General features: G+C 75.1%; 16 protein-coding genes and 1 riboswitch. Of the genes, 7 read left to right on the top strand and 9 right to left on the bottom strand.

Translation table 11 applies throughout. The annotated features are described in order from the left end of the window. Nucleotides 1–8: 8 nt before the first annotated feature. From ABZW10_RS19990 to ABZW10_RS19980, 3 genes are all read left to right on the top strand, one after another. A complete protein-coding gene (locus ABZW10_RS19990) occupies nucleotides 9–614 on the top strand; it encodes an archaeosortase/exosortase family protein (protein WP_355367285.1) in 606 nt (201 codons plus the stop codon). Continuing rightward, on the top strand, nucleotides 611–2,020 hold the full coding sequence (locus tag ABZW10_RS19985; protein WP_355367282.1) for a glycosyltransferase family 2 protein: 1,410 nt from the start codon (nucleotides 611–613) through the stop codon (nucleotides 2,018–2,020). The genes ABZW10_RS19990 and ABZW10_RS19985 overlap by 4 nt, the downstream gene beginning before the upstream one ends. Nucleotides 2,021–2,131: 111 nt before the next feature. Beyond that, nucleotides 2,132–2,875, top strand: coding sequence for a choice-of-anchor P family protein (locus ABZW10_RS19980; RefSeq protein WP_355367279.1), 744 nt, complete (start codon nucleotides 2,132–2,134; stop codon nucleotides 2,873–2,875). A 79-nt stretch (nucleotides 2,876–2,954) separates the two neighbouring features. Here the strand turns inward: ABZW10_RS19980 and ABZW10_RS19975 are convergent, their stop codons facing one another. Together ABZW10_RS19975 and ABZW10_RS19970 are read right to left on the bottom strand one after the other, a co-directional pair. After that, entirely contained in the window at nucleotides 2,955–3,479 is a 525-nt protein-coding gene (locus ABZW10_RS19975; RefSeq protein ID WP_355367276.1) for a GNAT family N-acetyltransferase, read from the bottom strand. A gap of 53 nt (nucleotides 3,480–3,532) precedes the next feature. Beyond that, nucleotides 3,533–4,774 carry a cytochrome P450 gene (locus ABZW10_RS19970; protein ID WP_355367273.1) on the bottom strand — a complete coding sequence of 414 codons (1,242 nt, stop codon included), beginning with the start codon at nucleotides 4,772–4,774 and terminating at the stop codon, nucleotides 3,533–3,535. A gap of 281 nt (nucleotides 4,775–5,055) precedes the next feature. On the opposite strand from ABZW10_RS19970, the gene ABZW10_RS19965 reads away from it, so the two are divergent. After that, on the top strand, nucleotides 5,056–6,474 hold the full coding sequence (locus ABZW10_RS19965; protein ID WP_355367438.1) for an APC family permease: 1,419 nt from the start codon (nucleotides 5,056–5,058) through the stop codon (nucleotides 6,472–6,474). Nucleotides 6,475–6,574: 100 nt separating this feature from the next. Next, nucleotides 6,575–8,212: an amidohydrolase gene (locus ABZW10_RS19960; RefSeq protein ID WP_355367271.1), complete on the top strand. Its 1,638-nt coding sequence runs from the start codon at nucleotides 6,575–6,577 to the stop codon at nucleotides 8,210–8,212. A gap of 70 nt (nucleotides 8,213–8,282) precedes the next feature. Here the strand turns inward: ABZW10_RS19960 and ABZW10_RS19955 are convergent, their stop codons facing one another. Continuing rightward, nucleotides 8,283–8,984, bottom strand: coding sequence for a TetR/AcrR family transcriptional regulator (locus ABZW10_RS19955; RefSeq protein WP_355367268.1), 702 nt, complete (start codon nucleotides 8,982–8,984; stop codon nucleotides 8,283–8,285). Nucleotides 8,985–9,087: 103 nt separating this feature from the next. Continuing rightward, a riboswitch (cobalamin riboswitch) is annotated at nucleotides 9,088–9,326 on the top strand. 154 nt (nucleotides 9,327–9,480) lie between these two features. On the opposite strand from ABZW10_RS19955, the gene metE reads away from it, so the two are divergent. Beyond that, on the top strand, nucleotides 9,481–11,796 hold the full coding sequence (gene metE, locus ABZW10_RS19950; RefSeq protein ID WP_355367265.1) for a 5-methyltetrahydropteroyltriglutamate--homocysteine S-methyltransferase: 2,316 nt from the start codon (nucleotides 9,481–9,483) through the stop codon (nucleotides 11,794–11,796). 116 nt (nucleotides 11,797–11,912) lie between these two features. Here metE and prpB read toward each other — a convergent pair whose 3' ends face one another. Both prpB and ABZW10_RS19940 read right to left on the bottom strand, forming a co-directional pair. Next, the gene (prpB, locus tag ABZW10_RS19945) at nucleotides 11,913–12,818 is read right to left on the bottom strand and encodes a methylisocitrate lyase (RefSeq protein ID WP_355367262.1); all 906 of its coding nucleotides are present in this window, start codon (nucleotides 12,816–12,818) and stop codon (nucleotides 11,913–11,915) included. Continuing rightward, on the bottom strand, nucleotides 12,818–14,329 hold the full coding sequence (locus ABZW10_RS19940; protein ID WP_355367258.1) for an MmgE/PrpD family protein: 1,512 nt from the start codon (nucleotides 14,327–14,329) through the stop codon (nucleotides 12,818–12,820). The genes prpB and ABZW10_RS19940 overlap by 1 nt, the downstream gene beginning before the upstream one ends. Nucleotides 14,330–14,567: 238 nt before the next feature. Between ABZW10_RS19940 and ABZW10_RS19935 the strand changes: the two genes are divergently transcribed. After that, complete coding sequence (locus ABZW10_RS19935; RefSeq protein ID WP_355367435.1) at nucleotides 14,568–15,086, top strand: hypothetical protein; 519 nt, start codon at nucleotides 14,568–14,570, stop codon at nucleotides 15,084–15,086. A gap of 38 nt (nucleotides 15,087–15,124) precedes the next feature. Here ABZW10_RS19935 and ABZW10_RS19930 read toward each other — a convergent pair whose 3' ends face one another. The 4 genes from ABZW10_RS19930 to ABZW10_RS19915 all read right to left on the bottom strand — a co-directional run bounded on the left by ABZW10_RS19930 (nucleotide 15,125) and on the right by ABZW10_RS19915 (nucleotide 19,422). Then, nucleotides 15,125–16,741, bottom strand: a complete 1,617-nt coding sequence (locus ABZW10_RS19930) for an amidohydrolase (protein ID WP_355367255.1) — start codon at nucleotides 16,739–16,741, stop codon at nucleotides 15,125–15,127. Nucleotides 16,742–16,746: 5 nt separating this feature from the next. Next, nucleotides 16,747–17,625 (bottom strand): PaaX family transcriptional regulator C-terminal domain-containing protein, encoded by an 879-nt coding sequence (locus ABZW10_RS19925; protein ID WP_355367252.1) that lies wholly within the window; start codon nucleotides 17,623–17,625, stop codon nucleotides 16,747–16,749. A gap of 63 nt (nucleotides 17,626–17,688) precedes the next feature. Further along, a complete protein-coding gene (locus ABZW10_RS19920; protein WP_355367249.1) occupies nucleotides 17,689–18,465 on the bottom strand; it encodes an Asp/Glu racemase in 777 nt (258 codons plus the stop codon). Between the two features lie 51 nt (nucleotides 18,466–18,516). After that, nucleotides 18,517–19,422: a fumarylacetoacetate hydrolase family protein gene (locus ABZW10_RS19915; RefSeq protein WP_355367246.1), complete on the bottom strand. Its 906-nt coding sequence runs from the start codon at nucleotides 19,420–19,422 to the stop codon at nucleotides 18,517–18,519. Nucleotides 19,423–19,425 lie beyond the last annotated feature (3 nt).

The following is a 19,425-nucleotide window of genomic DNA, read 5'->3' as shown; positions in this document are numbered from 1 at the left end:
GCCGCGCCATGACCGAATCCCTGCCGCACCCGCTCGCACCCCGCCCGCGCGCGGCGACCCGCACCGGGCGCTCCCCGGTCGGGATGCTCTGCGGCGCCGCGCTGCTCGGCGTGTGCGGCTCCCTGGTGGCCGGCGAACGCGCCTACCGCTCCCAGGAGAGCCGCGGCACGGCGTGGCTCGTCGAGCACCTCCTGGGCATGCGCACCCTGCTGCTCGAAGGTCCGAGCGCCCCCGTGCTGTACGCGGGCGACCACACCGGCCTGGACCGCGGAGTGGCCCTGAGCACCGGCTGCAGCAGCGCGCTGCTGATCGCCCCGCTCGCCCTGGTGACCGCCCTGCTGCTGCTCTTCGGCAACCGCCGGCCCGGCCGCGTCCTGGTGGCCTTCGCGCTCGCCGCCGCACTGGTCGTGGCCACCAACCTGGCCCGGCTGACCCTCGTGCTGGTGATGCAACACCGGTACGGCGCCGAGGGCTTCGGCTGGACGCACGTCCTGTTCGGCTCGGTGCTGATGATGGCCGCCGCCCTCGCCGCCGCCCTGCTCTACCTGTGGCTGCTGCCCAGCGGCGGCACCGCCGCCGCACCCGTCCGCACGAACGGGGAGGACGGACCGTGACCCTGCTGGACACCTCCGTCTCGCTCTCCTTCGTCCTGGGCATCGGCTTCCTCGCCTACGTCGTGGTGATCGTGCGCGGCTACCTGCGGGACCGGCCCGCCCTGCCCGGTGACCCGGACGGCTTCGGCTGGCACTTCCTGATCCCCTGCCGGGACGAGGAGGCCGTCATCGCCACGACCCTGGACTACCTCGCCGAGCACTTCGCCGGCGCCACCGTCTGGGTCGTCGACGACGCCTCCGCGGACCGGACGGCCGAACTCGTCCGCACCTGGCCCGCCACCTGCGACCGCCTCACCGTGCACCTGGTGTCCCGGCGGCTGCCCGAGGCCCGGACCGGCAAGGGCGACGCGCTGAACGCCGGCTACCGGGCCGTGGAGGCCGCGCTGCCCGCCGGCACCGACCCCGAACGGGTGGTGCTCTGCGTGCTCGACGCCGACGGCCGCCCCTCTCCCGGAGCGCTCGCCGTGTGCGCCGGACCGGCCCTCTTCGGCGATCCCGGGATCGGGGCCGTGCAGGTCGAGGTGCGGATGTCCAACCGCGACGTGCCCCGGCCGCTGCCCGGCCGCGGCGCGCTCGCCAACCGGCGGGCCCGGCTGCTCGCCCGCCTCCAGGACATCGAGTTCCGCGGGCCGATCTCCGCCATGCAGATCACCCGCCGCCGCACCGGCACCGTCAACGTCGGCGGCAACGGCCAGTTCACCCGGCTCTCGGCGCTGCGCTCGGTGGACCGCGGCGGCGGGCGGCCGTGGGGCAAGGCCCTGCTGGAGGACTACGAGCTGGGCCTGCGCCTGATGCTGGCCGGCTGGCGCAACGGCTACACCACCGACGCCTGGGTCGACCAGGAGGCGCTGTGGAGCGTGCGGCAGCTGATCACCCAGCGGGTGCGCTGGGCGCAGGGCTCGATGCAGTGCACCCGCTACCTGCGGGAGATCTGGGGCTCGCGGGCGTTCGGCACGGCCGGCTTCCTGGAGGTGCTCTACTTCATGAGCCAGCCGTGGCTCCAACTCGTCGGCCTGCTGGTGTACACCGTGCCGATCGCGGCGTTCGGCTACAACCTCGTGGTCTACCCGGAGTTCGTGCTCGCCTTCCTGCGGCAGGGCGGCGCGCTGCTGCTGACGCTCTACCTGCTGCTGGGGGTCGGCGAGTTCGCGATCTGGGGTCCGCTCTACCGGCGGCGCTGCGAGCCGGGCACCGGGCGGCGGGCCGCGCTCGGGTACGGGCTCGCGCTGGCCCTGTACGCCGCCACGACCTACCTGGTCGCCGTCCGGGCGGCCTGGCGGATGCTGTGCCGGCGCAGTTCCTGGCACAAGACCGCCCGGGTCGCCGTCGCCCCCGCGCCCGTCGCACCTGCCGCCGTCGCGAGCGCCCCGCCGCCCGCGGCCGTCCTCGGCGAGCCGGTGCGATGAGCGCCCGCGGACCGGCCCGCGCCCCGCCCGACGGCCGCGCGCGGTCCCGCCGTCCCCCCGACCGTCACCGACCGTCGTCCTCCTCCCGTCCCCACGAAAGGCACCACCACCATGACCTCTCGTCGTAACCGCACCCGCCTGCTCGCCGGTGCCGCTCTGACCGCCACGCTGGTCTGCACCGCCGCACCGGCCTGGGCCGCGCTCGCCGCGCCCCAGGCCAAGGCCTACGTGGTGGCCGCGGACGCCGTCGGCAGCCTGGTCTCCGTCTCCCCGATGCCGTCCTCCACCTACCCCTCGGGCGGGACCAACACCCTGGCCGGCGTCCACCTCGGGCCGTTCGCCACCGACTCGGTGCTCACCGCCACCACCTCCGGCGACCCGCAGGCCGGCACCTCGGGGGCCTCCGCCACGGTCGACTCGCTCGGCGTCGACCTGACCCTCGCGACCGTCTCGCTCACCGGCGTCAACTCGACCTGCACCGCCACCCCGACCGGCGCCACCGGCTCCGGCCTCATAGCCGGCGGTACCGTCCGCGTCCCGCTGCTCCCGGCGATCACCCTGCAGGCCGGTGCGGCCCCCAACACCCAGGTCAACGTGCCCGGGGTCGCCACCATCGTCCTCAACGAGCAGACCACCGACGCCAACGGCGTGCTCACCGTCAACGCCGTCCGGATCGCCCTGCTGCCGATCCTCAACGGCGCGAACCTGACCATCGGCCACGCCGAGTGCGGCGGCGCCGCGCCCGCCGAGGCCGTGCCGATGATCAACCCCCAGGTCGCGGCCGTCGGCGGAGCGGCGGCCCTCGCCACCGCCGCCGGCGTCTTCCTGCTGCGCCGCCGCAACAGCGCCGCCTGATCCAGCCCTGCCCGACCCCGCCCTGCCGGCTCGCCCCGGGCCCGTTCACCGGGCCCGGGGCGGCCGGGTCTCCCCGGCGTCACGGCCGCCGGAGGTCGAAGCGCCAGTCGTTGCAGCGCATCGGGCGGCCCGGCGGGTACTCGAAGCCCCGGGGGCCCAGCAGTTCGAAGCCCGCGCCCCGGCACACCGCGTTGGACGCCGGGTTGTCCACCGAGGGGAAGGCGTGCAGGTGGCGGCGGAGCCCGGCGGCCCGGGCCTCGGCCACCACCGCGCGGGCGGCGGCCGTCGCCACCCCGCGGCCCTGGAAGGCCGCCAGCACCGCCCAGCCGGCCTCGTACACCTCCTCGCCCTCCCACTCCCGTGCCCAGAAGCCGATGCCGCCCGCCGCCGTACCCTCCGGCAGCAGCACGATCCGGAACATCCGCCCCTCGGAGGGCGGTTGGGCACAGAGGGCGATGTAGCGGCGGTGCCTGTCGGCCAGCTTCTCCTCGGTCTCCGGGCCGCCGAGATGGGTCATCAGCTCCGGTGCGTTGAGGGCGGAGAGCAGCGGGGCGTCCTGCTCGGACCAGGGCTCCAGGCGTACCACGGTGGGGTGATTTTTCATGGGCGTACGGTAGGCGGTGCCACCGACAGTCGGCGCCGGCGCCCGCGCGGCGGTCACCCGGTGGTGGGCGTGAGCCGGACCGGCAGGGCCTGCAGGGCGTTCACGATGAAGGACTCCTGCGGGAGCAACTCCTCCACCGGAACGGCGAGTTCGACGTCGGGGAAGGCGCCGAACAGGGCGCTCAGCGCCTCCTCGGCCTCCATCGTGCCGAGCAGCGCGCCCAGGCAGTAGTGGCGGCCGTGGCCGAAGGCGAGGTGGGTCTTGTCGGGCCGGGTGAGGTCGAACTCCTCCGGCCGGTCGGGGTGCAGCGCCGGGTCGCGCCCGGGCGCGCCGAAGGCGAACAGGATCGGCTCGCCGGCGCGGATCAGCACGCCCTCGCCGAGGTCGACGTCCTCGGCCGCGAAGTACATCGGCAGGTGCATCACCGGTGCCTCCAGGCGCAGCGTCTCCTCGATGGCGTCGCGCCAGGTCGCCTCGCCGGAGCGGATCAGCGCCAGCTGCCCGGGGTGGGCGAGCAGCAGCGCCACCGCGTGGTCGATGAGGTTGACGGTGGTCTCCGACCCGGCACCGATCATCAGGATCAGGGTGGAGACCAGCTCCGGCTCGCTCAGCCGGGACCCCTGGGCGTCGCGGGTGGCGATCAGGTCGCTGGTCATGTCGTCGCCCGGCGTCGCCCGTTTGGTGGCGGCCAGCCGGGCCATCGCGGCGAACAGGTCGTCGAGCAGGGCCTTGGCGTGCTCGGGGGCGGCGTCGGTCTCCAGGGCGCCGTCCACCACCCGCCGCACCTCGGGCCGCTGCTCCTCCGGGACTCCGAACAGGTCGCAGATCAGTGTGGTCGGCAGCGGATAGGACAGCCGGGTGTGCAGGTCGACGCGCTCGCCGGGCGCCGCCGTGCGCAGCCCGTCGACCAGGGCGGCGGTGATCGCCCGCACCCGGGGCCGCAGCGCCTCCACCCGGCGCGGGCCGAACGAGGGCGAGGTGAGCGTGCGCAGCCGGTGGTGGTCCTCGCCGTCGCTGGTGAACATCGACTCCACCGCGACCCAGCTGGCCAGCGGCCAGTCCGGGCCGACCCGGCCGTCGATCCAGTCGGGCCAGTGGCGGCGGGCGTTCTTGGCGAGCCGGGGGTCGGTGAGGAGGCGCTTGGCGACGTCGGCGCGGGTCACCGACCAGGCCAGGACCCGGCCGGGGAGTTCGACCCGGACGGCCGGGCCGTGGGTGCGCAGATGGGCGGCTTCGGCGTGCAGGTCGGTGCCGAGGGTGTCGAGCACGTGGGTGATGGGGCAGCGGGGTTCCATGGGCCCTCCTGGACCGGGAGCGGCGGTCGGAAACGGTCGGCCGATGGCGACCGTACGACCGGCCGGGGCGGTGGCGTAAGGGCGCTCACCATTGTTCCGCGCGCCGGGGGGCGGCGCCCCCTCCCTTATGACAACAGCATTGACGTGTCCCGGCGCCCCCGGTTTCATGGCTCGCACTTCCCCCACCCCCACCCCACCCTCAAGGCGGTGATCCCTTGGCATCGACGGTGAAGGCCACGGGCGGCGGTCCGAGAACGGACGCCGACAGCTCCCACCTCTCCATGCGCCGCTCGCTCGGCCTCCTCGACGGGGCGGCCATCGCCGCCTCCAGCACCGCCGCGACCAGCAGCATCGGCATCGGCCTGGGCCTGATGGCCGGGGTCGTCGGGCTGCACCTCCCCGCGATCATGCTGCTGGCCTTCCTCCCGGTCCTCGCCATCGCGGGCGGCTACGGACGGCTGAACGCCTCGGAGCCGGACGCCGGCAGCAGCTACCGCTGGGTGGGCCGCACGCTCAACCCCTGGCTCGGCTTCCTCACCGGCTGGGTGAACACCGTCGGCACCGTGGTGTTCATGGCCTACACCACGACCGTCACCGGCTCCTCGATCGTCCAGCTCCTCGACCTGGCCCACCTGCGCAGCATCGCGGGCCTGCGGCTCGACGCGGACTCGACCGTCCAGTGCACCCTGATCGGCCTGGTCGTCCTGATCGGCGCCGCGCTGGTCGCGGTGCGCGGGCTCGACCTGGCCGCCCGGCTGCAGAAGGCGCTACTGGTCTTCGAGTACGCGGTGCTGCTCGGCTTCTGCGGGTACGGGCTGTTCGCCGGCGACCAGCCGTTCTCGCTCCAGTGGTTCAACCCCTTCGCGATCCCGTCCTTCGAGGCCCTGGCGCAGGGCATGGTGCTGGCGGTGTTCTGCTACTGGGGATTCGAGTCGGTGTTCAGTGTGGGGGAGGAGGTCCGCGACCCGCGGGACGCCTCCCGGGGCGGCACGCTCGCCCTGGTGGTGATGCTGCTGCTCTTCCTGCTCGCCGGAACGGCCTTCCAGCGGGTACTCCCGCTCGGCGAGTTGGCGGACAACGGCGCGCACGGTCTGGCGTACTTCGGAGCCCGGCTGGCCGACCAGCCGCTGGCCGCGCTGCCGTTGATCGCGCTGATGCTCTCCGCGGTGGCCTCGCTGCAGTCCTCGGTGATCCCGACCGCCCGCGGGCTCTACGCGATGGGGCGCGACGGCGTGCTCGGCCCGGTGTGGACCCGGCTGCACCCCCGGCACTCGACGCCCGCCACCGGCACCCTGCTGATCACCGGGGTCGCGGTGCTGCTGGCGCTCTGCTCGGTCGCCGTCCCGACCGTCAACGACCTCATCGCGGCGGCCGTCAACGCGATCGGCATCATCGTCGCCCTGTACTACGCGCTCACCGCCGTCGCGGCCGCCGTCCGCTTCCGCCACCTGCTGCGCACCGACCTGCTGGAGGGCCTGCGGGCGGTCGTCGGCCCGCTGCTCGGCGCGGCGACGCTGCTCGTCGTCGGCGGCTATCTGGCCTGGACCTTCTACGACTCCACCGACCATTTCGAACTCTCCGCCGACAACGGCTGGTTCGAGCTCTCGGTGGTGGTACTGATGATCGTCAGCGGCCTGCCCGCGGCGGCCTGGGCCCGCTGGCGGCGGCGCTCGCCGTACTTCCTCGGCGGCACCCGCTGACCTCGTACCACCTGAACCGCCTCGCACCACCCCGCAGGACTCCGTACCACCGCGCACGACCCCGCACGACCCCGTACCACCCGAGAACGGAGCACCACCCATGACCAAGGCCGATCTGGTCTTCACCCGCGGCCCCGTGCACACCGGCGACGCCGCCCGGACCCGGGCGACCAGCCTGGCCGTGACCGGTGGACGGATCACCGCCGTGGGCCACGATGAGGTCCGCGAGCTGATCGGTCCCGGGACCGAAGTCGTCGACCTCGCCGGAAAGCTGCTGCTTCCCGGCTTCCAGGACGCGCACGTCCACGCGGTCTTCGGCGGCGCCGAGCTGGCCGCCTGCGACCTCACCGGCACGGTCGGCGTCACCGACTACCTGACGCGGATCCGCGACTACGCCGAGGCCCACCCCGAGCAGGAGTGGATCACCGGCAGCGGCTGGTCGATGGAGAGCTTCGACGGCGGCCTGCCGTCCCGCCAACTGCTCGACAGCGTCGTCGCGGACCGCCCGGTCTACCTGACCAACCGCGACCACCACGGCGCCTGGGCCAACACCCGGGCCCTGGAGCTGGCCGGCCTGGACCGCGACACCCCCGACCCGGCCGACGGACGGATCGAGCGGGAGCCCGACGGCACCCCGAGCGGCACCCTCCAGGAAGGCGCCACCGCCCTGGTGGCCCGGCTGCTGCCGCCGGCCACCGCCGCCGACCGGCTGGACGGGCTGCTGCGCGCGCAGCGGCTGCTGCACTCGCTCGGCGTCACCGGCTGGCAGGACGCCCTGCTCGGGGAGTTCAACGGCCAGCCCGACCCGTCCGACGCCTACCTGGCCGCCGCGCGCTCGGGCGCGCTGACCGCCCGGGTGACCGGAGCGCTCTGGTGGGACCGCGACCGGGGCGCCGAGCAGATCCCCGAACTCGTCGAGCGGCGCGCCGCGTTGGCGCACGGACGGTTCCGGGCCGGCTCGGTGAAGATCATGCAGGACGGCATCGCGGAGAACTTCACCGCCGCCATGACCAGCCCCTACCTCGACGGCTGCGGCTGCGCGACCGCCAACTCCGGCCTCAGCTTCGTCGATCCGCTCGCCCTGCGCGGGTACGTCACCGACCTGGACGCACTGGACTTCCAGGTGCACTTCCACGCGCTGGGCGACCGGGCGGTGCGCGAGGCGCTGGACGCGGTCGAGGCCGCCCGCACCGCCAACGGCCGGCGCGGCACCCGGCACCACCTGGCGCACCTCCAGGTGGTCCACCCGGACGACGTGCCGCGTTTCGCCCGGCTCGGCGCCGTCGCCAACATCCAGCCGCTGTGGGCGGCGCACGAGCCGCAGATGGACGAGCTGACCATCCCCTTCCTCGGCCCGGAGCGCGCCGCGTGGCAGTACCCGTTCGGCGCGCTCCAGCGGGCGGGCGCCACCCTGGCGGCGGGCAGCGACTGGCCGGTGAGCAGCCCGGACCCGCTGGCCGGACTGCACGTGGCCGTCAACCGGAGGGAGCCGGACGCCACCGACGACCGGGTGTTCCTGCCCGAGCAGCGGCTCGACCTCGCCTCCGCGATCGCCGCCTACACGGCCGGCTCCGCGCATGTGAACGGCGTCGACGACGCGGGGGTGCTCGCCCCGGGCCGGTGGGCCGACCTGGTCGTGCTGGACCGCGACATCCTCACCGGCCCGGCCGACGGGATCGCCGGGGCCCGGGTCCTGCGGACCTACGTCGGCGGCGAGTTGGTCCACGCGGCCGACTGACCCGGCCCGGCCGCCCGGCGCCCGAGCGTCAGCCGTCCGTATCCCCCGCCCGCCCGGCCGGCGGTCGCGCTCAGCGCGCCGCCAGCCGGGCCTCGACGGCGTCCAGCAGCAGGTCCAGTGCGAACGGGTAGCCGCTGCGCCGCATGTCGGCGGCGAGCAGGTGCGCGGTGGCGGCGATGTGCGGGTTGGCCGCGGGGTCGACCCGCGCGTACGAGGCCTGCCAGACCCTCAGGTCCGCCGTCTGCGCGGCGGCGGGCAGGGCGAGCGCGGCGGCGTCCAGCGCGGCGAAGCCGAGGCTCTGGTCGACGAACGCGTGGTAGATCCGCACGGCCTCCGGGTCGGGGAATCCCGCGGTGCGCAGCACGCCGAGGATCGCCTCGACGGCGGCGATCTCGTGGGTGCGCCCGGTGGTGCGGTGGGCGGCGAGCAGGGCGGCCTGCGGGTGGGCCTGGTAGCTGGCGTGGATGCGCAGACCGATCGCCCGCAGGTCCGCCCGCCAGTCCCCGGTGGCCCGCCAGCCCTCCTGGGCGCGGCCGATCAGCTCGTCCGCGACGGCGAGCAGCAGGTCGTCCGCGCTGTGGAAGTAGCGGTAGACGGCGCTGGGATCGGCCCCCAGCGCGGTGCCGAGCCGGCGTACGGTCAGCGCCTCCGCTCCGTGCTGCCCGATCAGCCGCAGGGCCGTGCCGACGATCAGCTCGTGGGAGAGCACCACCCCCTGCTTGGTGGGCCGTCGGCGCCGCCGCTGGGGTTCGGGCACTACGCGTTCGCTCATCCCGGCAGGCTACGACAACGTGCTTGACGTAGCACAGGGGCGCGACGGTACCGCTGGACGGACGTTCGGGGATATCCGGGTGACGGGGCGGCCACCCAGCCTCTAGGCTGGCCGGGCAGCTGGTTCGTCCTGTCCGCCAGACAGGACGTCGTAAGAGGGAACCCGGTGACGCCTTTCGACTGGCCAGTCCGGGACTGCCCCGCAGCGGTGAGTGGGAACGAACGCCGTCATACGCACTGGACCCGGGACGGGTCTGGGAAGCGACGGCCAGTAGGTGTCCGCCCTCGACGAGGGCGGGCGTGCCCGCGAGTCCGAAGACCTGCCCGCTGCCCGTGCGCGACCGATCGCGCGCGGCCATCCCGGTGACCTCGTGGGCGGGTCGGCGTGCAGACCAGGCGGAGCCGTGCGCAGGCGCGGGTGCCCGTCCGGTCCGTCACCCCTTCGTGCCCCCGTGTCGTCGCCGGGTCCAGGAGACAGGCTCGCGAAGGAGAGTCCCTTGACCACGAAGTCCGCGGCCGCGGCGACCACGGCCACCGTCCACGGCTACCCCAGGCAGGGCCGTAACCGGGAACTCAAGAAGGCGATCGAGGGCTACTGGAAGGGCACGGTCACCGCCGACGCCCTCCACACCGCCGCCGCCGGACTGCGCCGGGAGAGCTGGCGCAGGCTCGCCGAGGCCGGCGTCCACGAGGTCCCCACCGGCGACTTCTCGCTCTACGACCACGTGCTCGACACCACCGTCGCCGTCGGCGCGATCCCCGCCCGCCACCGGGCCGCCGTCGAGGCCGACCCGCTCGACGGCTACTTCGCCATGGCGCGCGGCACCCAGGAGGCCGCGCCGCTGGAGATGACCAAGTGGTTCGACACCAACTACCACTACCTGGTGCCCGAACTCGGCCCCGGCACCGCCTTCACCGCGAACTCCGGCAAGCCGGTCGCCGAACTGGCCGAGGCCCTGGCGGCCGGCCACCGGGCCCGCCCGGTGCTGGTCGGCCCGGTCAGCTACCTGCTGCTGGCCAAGCCCGCCCCCGGCGTGGCCGGGGACTTCCAGCCGCTCACCCTGCTGGACCGGCTGCTCCCGGTCTACGCCGAGCTGCTGGCGGACCTGTTCGCGGCCGGCGCCGAGTGGGTCCAGCTCGACGAGCCGGCGCTCGTCCAGGACCGCACCCCGGCCGAGCTGAACGCCGCCGCCCGGGCCTACCGCGACCTCGGCGCCCTCACCGACCGGCCCAAGCTGCTGGTCGCGAGCTACTTCGACCGCCTGGGCGAGGCCCTGCCGGTGCTCGCCAAGGCCCCCGTCGAGGGCCTGGCCCTGGACTTCACCGGACCGGCCGCCGCCAACCTGCACGAGCTCGCGGCCGTCGGCGGACTGCCCGGCAAGCGCCTGGTCGCCGGTGTCGTCGACGGCCGCAACATCTGGATCAACGACCTGGAGCGGTCGCTGGCCACCCTGGCCACCCTGCTCGGCCTGGCCGGCCACGTGGACGTGGCGCCGTCCTGCTCCCTGCTGCACGTGCCGATCGACGCGACCGCCGAGCGCGACCTCGACCCGCAGATCGCCCGCTGGCTCGCCTTCGCCCGGCAGAAGGCCGAGGAGGTCGCCCTGCTCGCCCGCGGCCTGCGCGAGGGCACCGGCGCGATCACCGCCGAACTCGCGGCCAACCGCGCCGACCTGGCCTCCCGCGCCACCTCACCGATCACCCGCGACCCCGCCGTGCGCGCCCGCACCGCCGCCGTCACCGGGGCCGACGCCCGCCGCACCCAGGCCTACCCGCGGCGCGCCGAGGCCCAGCACGCCCGCCTCGGCCTGCCGCTGCTGCCGACCACCACCATCGGCTCCTTCCCGCAGACCGCCGAGCTGCGGGCCGCCCGCGCCGACCTCACCGCCGGGCGGATCGAGGCCGCCGCCTACCGCGAGCGCATCGAGGCCGAGGTCCGCGAGGTGATCGCCTACCAGGAGAAGGCGGGCCTGGACGTCCTCGTGCACGGCGAGCCCGAACGCAACGACATGGTCCAGTACTTCGCCGAACAGCTCACCGGCTACCTCGCCACCCGGCACGGCTGGGTGCAGTCCTACGGCACCCGCTACGTGCGGCCCCCGGTCCTCGCCGGCGACATCTCCCGCCCGCACCCGATGACCGTCGACTGGTACCGCTACGCCCAGGACCTCACCGACCGCCCGGTCAAGGGCATGCTCACCGGCCCGGTCACCATGCTCGCCTGGTCCTTCGTCCGCGACGACCAGCCGCTCGCCGACACCGCCCGCCAGGTGGCGCTGGCCCTGCGCGACGAGGTGACCGACCTGGAGGCCGCCGGCGCCGCCGTCGTCCAGGTCGACGAACCCGCGCTGCGCGAGACCCTGCCGCTGCGCACCGCCGACCGCCCGGCCTACCTGGAGTGGGCCACCGAGGCCTTCCGGCTCGCCACCTCGGGCGTGCGCGCCGACACCCAGATCCACACCCACATGTGCTACGCCGAGTTCGGCGCGATCATGACCGCGATCGACGACCTCGACGCCGACGTCATCTCCCTGGAGGCCACCCGCTCCCACATGGAGGTGGCCGGCGAACTGGCCGCCGCCGGCTACCCGCGCGAGGTCGGCCCCGGCGTCTGGGACATCCACTCCCCGCGCGTGCCGAGCACGGAGGAGGCCGAGCGGCTGCTGCGCGCCGGGCTGGCGGCGATCCCCGCCGAACGGCTCTGGGTCAACCCCGACTGCGGCCTGAAGACCCGCGGCTGGACCGAGGCCCGCGCCTCCCTGGAGAGCCTGGTCACCGCGGCCCGCCGCCTGCGCGAGGAACTCGCCGGCTGACGCACAGCCGGGAGGGCGGGCGCCCGGTGTGCCCGCCCTCCCGGCCGTCGTGGTCCGGGTCGCCCGTACCGGTGCCGATGACGTCGAGGTGCGCTCGGGGGTGCTGCTGCCGCCCGTCAGGCGCCCGGCGGCAGGGTGGCGTCGAGGACGGCCGTGTCGAAGGCCGTGTAGTCGGCGTAGCCGAGGAGTTCGTAGAGCCGGGAGCGGGTCTGCATCCGGGGGAGCAGGGCGGCCTGGGTGCCGTCGGCGGCGAGGGTGCGCAGTCCGTCCTCCATGGCGCCCATGGCCAGGCGCAGCAGGGTGACGGGGTAGAGCGCGATGTCGTAGCCGAGGTCCTGCAGGGTGCGGGCGTCCAGCAGCGGGCCCTTGCCGAACTCGGTCATGTTGGCGAGCAGCGGGACGTCCACGGCCTTGCGGAACGCCTCGAACTCGGCCTCACCGGCGAGGGCTTCGGGGAAGACCGCGTCGGCCCCGGCGTCCACGTAGGCCTTGGCCCGGTCGATCGCCGCGGCCAGGCCCTCGACCGCGCGGGCGTCGGTGCGGGCCATCAGCAGGAAGCCGGGGTCGCGCCGGGCGTCGACGGCGGCCCGCAGCCGGCGGGCCATCTCCTCGCGCGGTACGACCGTCTTGCCGTCGAGGTGGCCGCAGCGCTTGGGGGCGACCTGGTCCTCCAGGTGCAGCCCGGCCAGGCCCGCGTCCTCCATCAGCTGGACGGTGCGGGCGGCGTTCAGCGGTCCGCCGAAGCCGGTGTCGGCGTCGACGAGCACGGGCAGGTCGGTGACCCGGGTGGTCTGCTGGGCGCGGGCGGCGACCTCGGTGGCGGTGGTCAGGCCGATGTCGGGCAGGCCGAGGTCGGCGGCGAGCACGGCGCCGGAGAGGTAGGCGGCCTCGAAGCCGAGGTCCTGGACCAGCCGGGCGGTGAGCGGGTTGAGCGCGCCCGGCACGGTCAGCAGCCGTCCGGTGGAGAGCCGTTCACGCAGGGCGCGGCGGCGCTGGGCGGGCGTGGTGCGGGTGTGCAGCATCAGAACAGGCCCTTCGGCAGGGTCTCGTCGTACTCGCGCACGGCCGGGGTGTCGACGGCGGGGAACAGCTCGTCGAGGTCGGTGGCACGCAGTTCGGCGAGGTTGTCGGCGGCGTCCAGGAAGCGGCCCTGGGCAGCGGGGGTGACGAGGCCCTCGGTGAGGGTGCGGAACTTGCGCCCGTAGGCGGGCCGGTCGAAGGGGCGGGCGCCGGCCGGGTGGGCGTCGGCGACCGCGAGCTCCTCCTCGATCACGGTGCCGTCCTCCAGGGTGACGACCGCCCGGCCGCCGAAGGCCCGCCGCTCCGGGTCGGGGTCGTGGTAGCGGCGGGTCCACTCCGGGTCCTCGACGGTGCTGATCCTCCGCCAGAGCGCCACGGTCTCGGGGCGGGTGGCCCGTTCCGGGGCGTAGGAGCGCTCGTGGTGCCAGGTGCCGTCCTCCAGGGCGACGGCGAGGACGTACGGGGCGGAGTGGTCGAGGGTCTCCCGGCCGGCCTTCGGGTCGTACTTCTGCGGGTCGCCCGAGCCGGAGCCGATGACGTGGTGGGTGTGGTGGCTGGTGTGCAGCACGATCGAGCGCACGGCGGTCGGCGGCCCGATCCGCTCGCGCAGCCGCCGGGCCAGGTCGATGACCGCCTGGGCCTGGTACTCGGCGGCGTGCTCCTTGGTGTAGGTGTCCAGGATCGCCCGGCGAGGCTCGCCGTCCTCCGGCAGCGGGACCCGGTAGTCCGACCGCGGGCCGTCCAGCATCCAGGCCAGGAAGCCGTCCTCGCCCTCGTAGATCGGGGAGGGGGACTTCTCGCCGCGCATCGCCCGGTCCACCGCCTCGATCGCCGCCTTGCCGGCGAAGGCCGGGGCGAACGCCTTCCAGCTGGAGATCCCGCCCTTGCGGGACTGCCGGGTGGCGGTGGTGGTGTGCACCGTCTGCTGGACGGCCTGGTACACCGTCTCCGTCGGCAGCCGCAGCAGCGCGCCGATGCCGCAGGCGGTGGCCGCGCCCAGATGGGCGACGTGGTCGATCCGGTGGGTGTGCAGGGACATACTCTTCACCAGGGCGACGTGCACCTCGTAGGCGGCGACGACGGCGCGCAGCAGGTCGGCGCCGGTGCGGCCGGTGTGCTGGGCGGCGGCCAGCAGCGGCGGGATGTTGTCGCCGGGGTGGGCGTAGTCGGCGGCGAGGTAGGTGTCGTGGAAGTCCAGCTCGCGCACCGCCGTGCCGTTGGCCCAGGCCGCCCACTCGGGGGAGACCCGGGTGAGGCTGCCGAACACCCGGGCGCCGGGCGCGGCGTGGTGGGCCTGCGCGTGCGCCTGGGCGCGGGCGACCGCGACCGGCCGGTGCAGCAGCGCGGCGACGGCCACCGCGGCGTTGTCGATCACCCGGTTGACGGCCATCCCGGCGCTGTCGGGCTCCAGTTCCTCGGTGGCGGTGGCCACGGCGGCGAGCCGCCAGGCGAGCTGCTCCTCGCGCGGCAGGCGGTCGGCACTGGGGTGGACGCGGACGCGGTACTCGATCACGGGGCTCCTCGTGGGGGGCTTCGGCGGAACGGTCGCAACCGCCGTCGCGCGCGTGGCGACGACGCGTCACGCGCGCAGCGGCGACTGCACAACGGCGACTGCACGGCGACTGCACGACGAGCCTTCCCGACGACGGCGCCCGTGGCGAGCAGGCCACACCCGTCGTCCGGGCGGGTAGCCTGCCCGGGTGGTCCATGGATTCGGGGTGACGGAGTTCCAGCTGGTGCTGCTGCGGCGGATGGCGGACTTCCGGCCGGAGCTGGTCGAGGACGCCGTGCGCCGGCTGGGGGCGAGCCGGGCCGGGATGCGCGAGGCGAACAAGCGGTGGCAGGCGATGCAACGCGCGCCGGGGTTCCCGTCCGGCGCGCGGCGCTATGCGGCCGTGCTCGGCCCGCCGGAGGCGGAGCAGGCGCGGCGGATCGGGGACCTCGCCTGCACCGCGCGGCAGTGGGCGCTGCCGCTCTGGCCCGGGCTGCGCTTCGAGGTGCTGGTCGGCCCGGGCGGGGCGGAGCTCAACGCCTGGCTGGTGCGGGCGCCCGGCACCCCGGCGCCGGTGCCGCGCACGCTCGAGGAGCTGACGCCGTGGAGCTGCGTGGTGGCCGACGTCGGCGCCGCCTTCCCGCCCGCCGTGCCGCGGGAGGGCAGCGCGCCGACCAGGTTCCGGCTGGACTTCACCGCCCCGGACGCCGGGGGCCGACCCCGGGCCTGCACGGCGGACTTCACCTGGGGGCTGCTCCAGGAGGTGCGCCCCGCCTGAGCGGGCGGGCGTCCCAGGGGGGTGTCTCAGCGGGTGTCTCAGCGGCGGTGCACCGTGCGTCCGCCGACCACGGTGCGTTCCGGCAGCAGCGCGCGCAGCTCGTCGACCGGGCAGCTCAGCGGGTCGGCGGGCCACAGCGTCAGATCGGCGAGCGCGCCCGGGCGCAGCGAGCCGCGCTCGGCGCTCTCGCCGGTCAGCCGGGCCGCGGCCACGGTGTGCAGGGCGATCGCCTCGGCGCGCTCGATCGCGTGCTCGGCGCCGAGCACCCCGGCGACCGTGGCGCGGGTGGTCATGCCCCACACCGAGAGCATCGCGCCGTACGGGCCGACCGGGAAGTCCGAGCCGGCGGAGAGCTGCGCCCCCTCGTCGAGCCACTCGCGCAGCGGGAACAGCGCGCCGGTGCGTTCCTCGCCCCAGGCGCGCCGCTGGGCGGGCGCGCCGTCGTGCAGCAGCGGGTGCTGGACGGTCACCGGGATGCCGAGCGTGATCGCCCGGGCCCGCTGATCCGCCCGGGCGAGGCCGCCGTGCTCGACGACCAGCGTGCCGGGCGGCAGGCCGGGGCAGCGGGCGAGCACGTCCTCGTAGACGTCCAGCAGGGTGCGCAGCCCGCGGTCGCCCCAGGCGTGCACGCCGACCCGCAGGCCGCGTCCGACGACCCGCTCGACGGCGTCGGCCAGCTCCTTCGGCTCCCAGAGCAGCCGTCCGTGGTAACAGGGCCGCCCCTGGTAGGGCTCCTCCAGCGCGCCCGCCTCGAAGCCGCCGTCGATGCCGAACTTGACGCCCCAGACGGAGAGCCGGTCGTCCTCGTGGCCGGCGGCGCGCCAGGCGAGGACCCGGTCCAGCAGCGCGTCCACCTGCTCCGGCGTGCGGAGGGCGAAGCCGGAGACCAGGGCCCGGACCCGGACGGCGAGCGCGCCCTCGTCGCGGGCGGCCCGCAGCACCTCGAGGTCCTCGACCGGGACCAGGCAGTCGCGGACGGTGCCGATCCCGGTGGCGGCGTACCCGGCGGAGGCGGCGCGCAGGCCGTCGATCCGCTCGGCGAGCCCGGGCCGGGGCAGCACGCGGTCGGCGAGTTCGGTCGCCTTGTCGATCAGCCGGCCGGTGAGCCGGCCGTCCGCGTCGCGTTCGATCACGCCGCCGGGCGGGTCGGGGGTGGCGGCGGTGATCCCGGCGAGCCGCAGCGCCGCCGAGTTGAGCACCATGTTGTAGGCGCCGCGGCGGACCAGTACCGGGTGGTCGGCGGTGGCGCCGTCCAGTTCCCCGGTGGTGGGCAGCCGCTGCTCGGCGAGGTTCACCTCCTGCCAGTTGACGGTGGTGCGGATCCACTCCCCGGCGGGGGTGCGGGCGGCGCGCTCGCGGATCAGGGCGAGGAACCCGGGCAGGTCGGCGGCCCGGTGGACGGGCACGCCGTGCACGCTGTGGCCGGCCAGGACCAGATGGGTGTGGGTGTCGTCGAAGGCGGGCAGCACGGTGGCGTGCGGGGCGTCGACCACCTCGGTGGCCGGTCCGGCCAGCGCGTCCAGGCCGTGCGGGTCGGTGGCGAGCGCGGTGATCCGGCCGCCGGTGACGGCGAGCGCGCGCCGCGGCGGCTCGCCGGGGACGAGGGTGTGCACGCGGCCGGCGCGCACCAGCAGGTCGGCGGGCGGACGGGTCATCGTCGTCACGGCTCCTGGTGGTGGAACGGTTCCTGGTGGCGGGTGGCGGCCGACAGGCCGGTGACCTTCTCGACGTACTCCAGGCCGGGTCCGGCGAGCAGGGCGTGCAGTTCGGTGAAGACGGCCCGCGCCGCGACGGCGTTCCAGTCGGCGGGCAGCAGCGGCTCGGGCAGGCCCGGGTCCAGGTAGGGCAGGCGGCGCCACTGGTCGAGCATCGGGACGTAGGCGCGGAACGCCTCGGCCGGGTCGAGGTCGGTCCGTTCGCGCAGGGTGGTGACGGCGGGCCGCCAGGCGTCGGTGAAGGCCGCGTACTGGGCCTCGATGGCGGGGAAGTCCCACCAGTCGGCGACCGCCGTGCGCAGGTCGGTGAAGCCCGCGTACTCGGCGGACAGGAAGAGGTGCACGTAGGCGTCCAGGCCGAGGCGTTCGAGCAGCCGCCGGGCGTCGGGCAGCACCCGGGCGGGGGCCAGCCAGACGCCGGGGGCCGCGTTGCCGAAGCCGAGCCAGCTGAGCCGGGAGCGCAGGGTGTGGCGGTGGGCGCGCTCGGACTCGGGGACGGAGAAGACGGCCACCACCCAGCCGTCGGCGAGTTCGGCGGGCGCCAGGCTGCGGAAGATCCGGCGGTCGCCCTCGTCGAACACCGGGTCCATCGCGGGGGAGAGCCGGTAGCCGGTGCCGCTCCGGTCGCCGGCGCGGCGTTCCTGGAGGAGGGTGCCGGCCTTCTTCATGCGCGAGATGGCCGAGCGGACGGCGGGTGCGTCGACGTCCAGCTCGGCCAGCAGGCCGATCAGGTCGGCGATGGATATCCAGCCGCCGAGGCGGCGGACGAACTCGCCGTAGACGGTGTGGATCAGCGAACTCGGCCGGGAGGTGTTCTCGGTCATCCGGATCTCCTCCCGTCGGCTGGTGGTGATCATAGTGGTGGTGCCCGAGCCGCCGGGAGGCGGTCAGGACTCCGCGAAGGCGCCGGAGAGCAGGTGCCCCGCGCCGGGGGCGAAGGCCGGCAGGCCGAGGGCCCGCAGCAGTTGGTGGGTGGTGCAGATCGAGGCGGAGACGACCGGTTTGCCGAGCCGCCGCTCGGCCTCCTCGATCACCGGCAGCGAGGGCATCTGCACGCAGGCGGACAGCACCACCGCGTCGGCCCGGCTGTGCGCGAGCCCGGCGGCGATCGCCGGGAGCTTCGCCGGGTCGTGGGCGGCGACGTCGAGGTTGTCGGCGATCTCCAGGGCCGCGAAGTCGACCACCTCGATGCCCTCGTGCCCGAGGTAGTCGACGACGGTGCGGGCCAGCGGCCGCAGGTAGGGGGTGACGACGGCGACCTTCGCGGCGCCGATCGTGTGCAGGCCGGTCACCAGCGCGCCGGCGCTGGTGACCACGGGCGCGGCGGCGCCGTTCTCGGCGGTGCGCCGGTGCAGCCGCTGTTCGGCCTCCCGGTGGTAGCCGGGGCCGGTGGCCATCACGGCGACCAGGCAGGCGTAGCCGAGCACGTCGACCCGGGCGTCGGAGAGTTCGGCGGCGCACCGGTCGGACTCGGCGTCCATGGCGCGCAGTTGCTCGGGGGTGACCCTGGTCATCCGCATCCGGCTGGAGTGGAAGGTGAACCGCTCCGGCGCGACCCGCTCGCGGGCCCGCAGCAGGGCCGGGACCTCGGTCTCCATGGTGACGTTGGAGCTCGGGACGATCTGGCCGATCCGGTAGGTGGTGGTGGCGTTCGGGCTGGTCATCGGGGTGGGCTCCTCTGCGGGACGGGCTCCTCCGCGGGGCGGGGCGGCCGGTCAGCGGGCGTCGATCACCGGGTTGGCGAGGGTGCCGATGCCCTCGATGGTCGCCTCGACGAGGTCGCCGGGCCGGAGGAACCGCGGGGGCACCATCCCGGCGCCGACGCCGGACGGCGAGCCGGTGGCGATGACGTCGCCGGGCTCCAGGGTGACGCCGGAGGAGATGTCGGCGATCAGCCGGGCGATGCCGAACAGCATGTGGCGGGTGTTGGAGTCCTGCCGCAGCTCGCCGTTGACGCGCAGCGAGAGGTCCAGCCGCTGCGGGTCGGGGATCTCGTCGGCGGTCACCACGACCGGGCCGAACGGCGCGTAGCTGTCCTGGCCCTTGGAGAAGAACCACTGGCCGGAGCGGCGCTGGTCGCGGGCGCTGACGTCGTTGACGATGCTGTAGCCGAAGACGTGCCGCCGGGCGTCGGCCTCGGCCACCCGGAAGGCCGGTGCGCCGATGACGACGGCGAGTTCGCACTCCCAGTCGAGCTGCTCGGTGAGGTCGGCGTTGTGCCGGATCGGCTGGCCGGGGCCGGTGACGGCGGTCGAGGGCTTGCTGAACAGCACCGGGCGGTCCGGCAGTTCGCGGTCGGTGTCCAGGGTGCGGTGCGATTCGGCGACGTGCTCGACGTAGTTGAGGCCGACACCGACGATCTTTCCGGGGCGCAGCGGTGCGCTGAGCGCCACCTCCGCGAGGGTGGGCAGGGCCGACGGGTCCCGGGCCGCGTCGTCGGCCAGCGCGCGGGCGGTGGCGAGGGCCCGCTCCCCGGCGCGGATCAGCCCCAGCAGGTCACCGGGCAGGTCCGCGCCGGTGACCGCGGCGAGCGCGGACAGGTCGGCGACGCGGTCCCCGGCGAGCAGGGCGCCGAGGCGCGGGTCGTCGGTACCGGGGGTGCGGAAGGTCAACAGGCGCATGGC

Source organism: Kitasatospora sp. NPDC004723 (assembly GCF_040609255.1).
In the GTDB taxonomy this organism is placed as follows: domain Bacteria; phylum Actinomycetota; class Actinomycetes; order Streptomycetales; family Streptomycetaceae; genus Kitasatospora.
The sequence above is the reverse complement of the archived record's forward strand: the minus strand, read 5'-3'. Positions and strand labels throughout refer to the sequence as shown.

What these genes read in the sequence shown, in the direction of transcription:
- ABZW10_RS19990 (WP_355367285.1), top strand. Translation starts at nt 9, where the DNA reads ATGACCGAATCCCTGCCGCACCCGCTCGCACCCCGCCCGCGCGCGGCG.
- ABZW10_RS19970 (WP_355367273.1), bottom strand. Translation starts at nt 4,774, where the DNA reads ATGGAACCCCGCTGCCCCATCACCCACGTGCTCGACACCCTCGGCACC.
- ABZW10_RS19980 (WP_355367279.1), top strand. Translation starts at nt 2,132, where the DNA reads ATGACCTCTCGTCGTAACCGCACCCGCCTGCTCGCCGGTGCCGCTCTG.
- prpB (WP_355367262.1), bottom strand. Translation starts at nt 12,818, where the DNA reads ATGCTGCACACCCGCACCACGCCCGCCCAGCGCCGCCGCGCCCTGCGT.
- ABZW10_RS19935 (WP_355367435.1), top strand. Translation starts at nt 14,568, where the DNA reads ATGGCGGACTTCCGGCCGGAGCTGGTCGAGGACGCCGTGCGCCGGCTG.
- ABZW10_RS19920 (WP_355367249.1), bottom strand. Translation starts at nt 18,465, where the DNA reads ATGACCAGCCCGAACGCCACCACCACCTACCGGATCGGCCAGATCGTC.
- ABZW10_RS19965 (WP_355367438.1), top strand. Translation starts at nt 5,056, where the DNA reads ATGCGCCGCTCGCTCGGCCTCCTCGACGGGGCGGCCATCGCCGCCTCC.
- ABZW10_RS19930 (WP_355367255.1), bottom strand. Translation starts at nt 16,741, where the DNA reads ATGACCCGTCCGCCCGCCGACCTGCTGGTGCGCGCCGGCCGCGTGCAC.
- ABZW10_RS19915 (WP_355367246.1), bottom strand. Translation starts at nt 19,422, where the DNA reads ATGCGCCTGTTGACCTTCCGCACCCCCGGTACCGACGACCCGCGCCTC.
- ABZW10_RS19955 (WP_355367268.1), bottom strand. Translation starts at nt 8,984, where the DNA reads ATGAGCGAACGCGTAGTGCCCGAACCCCAGCGGCGGCGCCGACGGCCC.
- ABZW10_RS19925 (WP_355367252.1), bottom strand. Translation starts at nt 17,625, where the DNA reads ATGACCGAGAACACCTCCCGGCCGAGTTCGCTGATCCACACCGTCTAC.
- ABZW10_RS19960 (WP_355367271.1), top strand. Translation starts at nt 6,575, where the DNA reads ATGACCAAGGCCGATCTGGTCTTCACCCGCGGCCCCGTGCACACCGGC.
- ABZW10_RS19975 (WP_355367276.1), bottom strand. Translation starts at nt 3,479, where the DNA reads ATGAAAAATCACCCCACCGTGGTACGCCTGGAGCCCTGGTCCGAGCAG.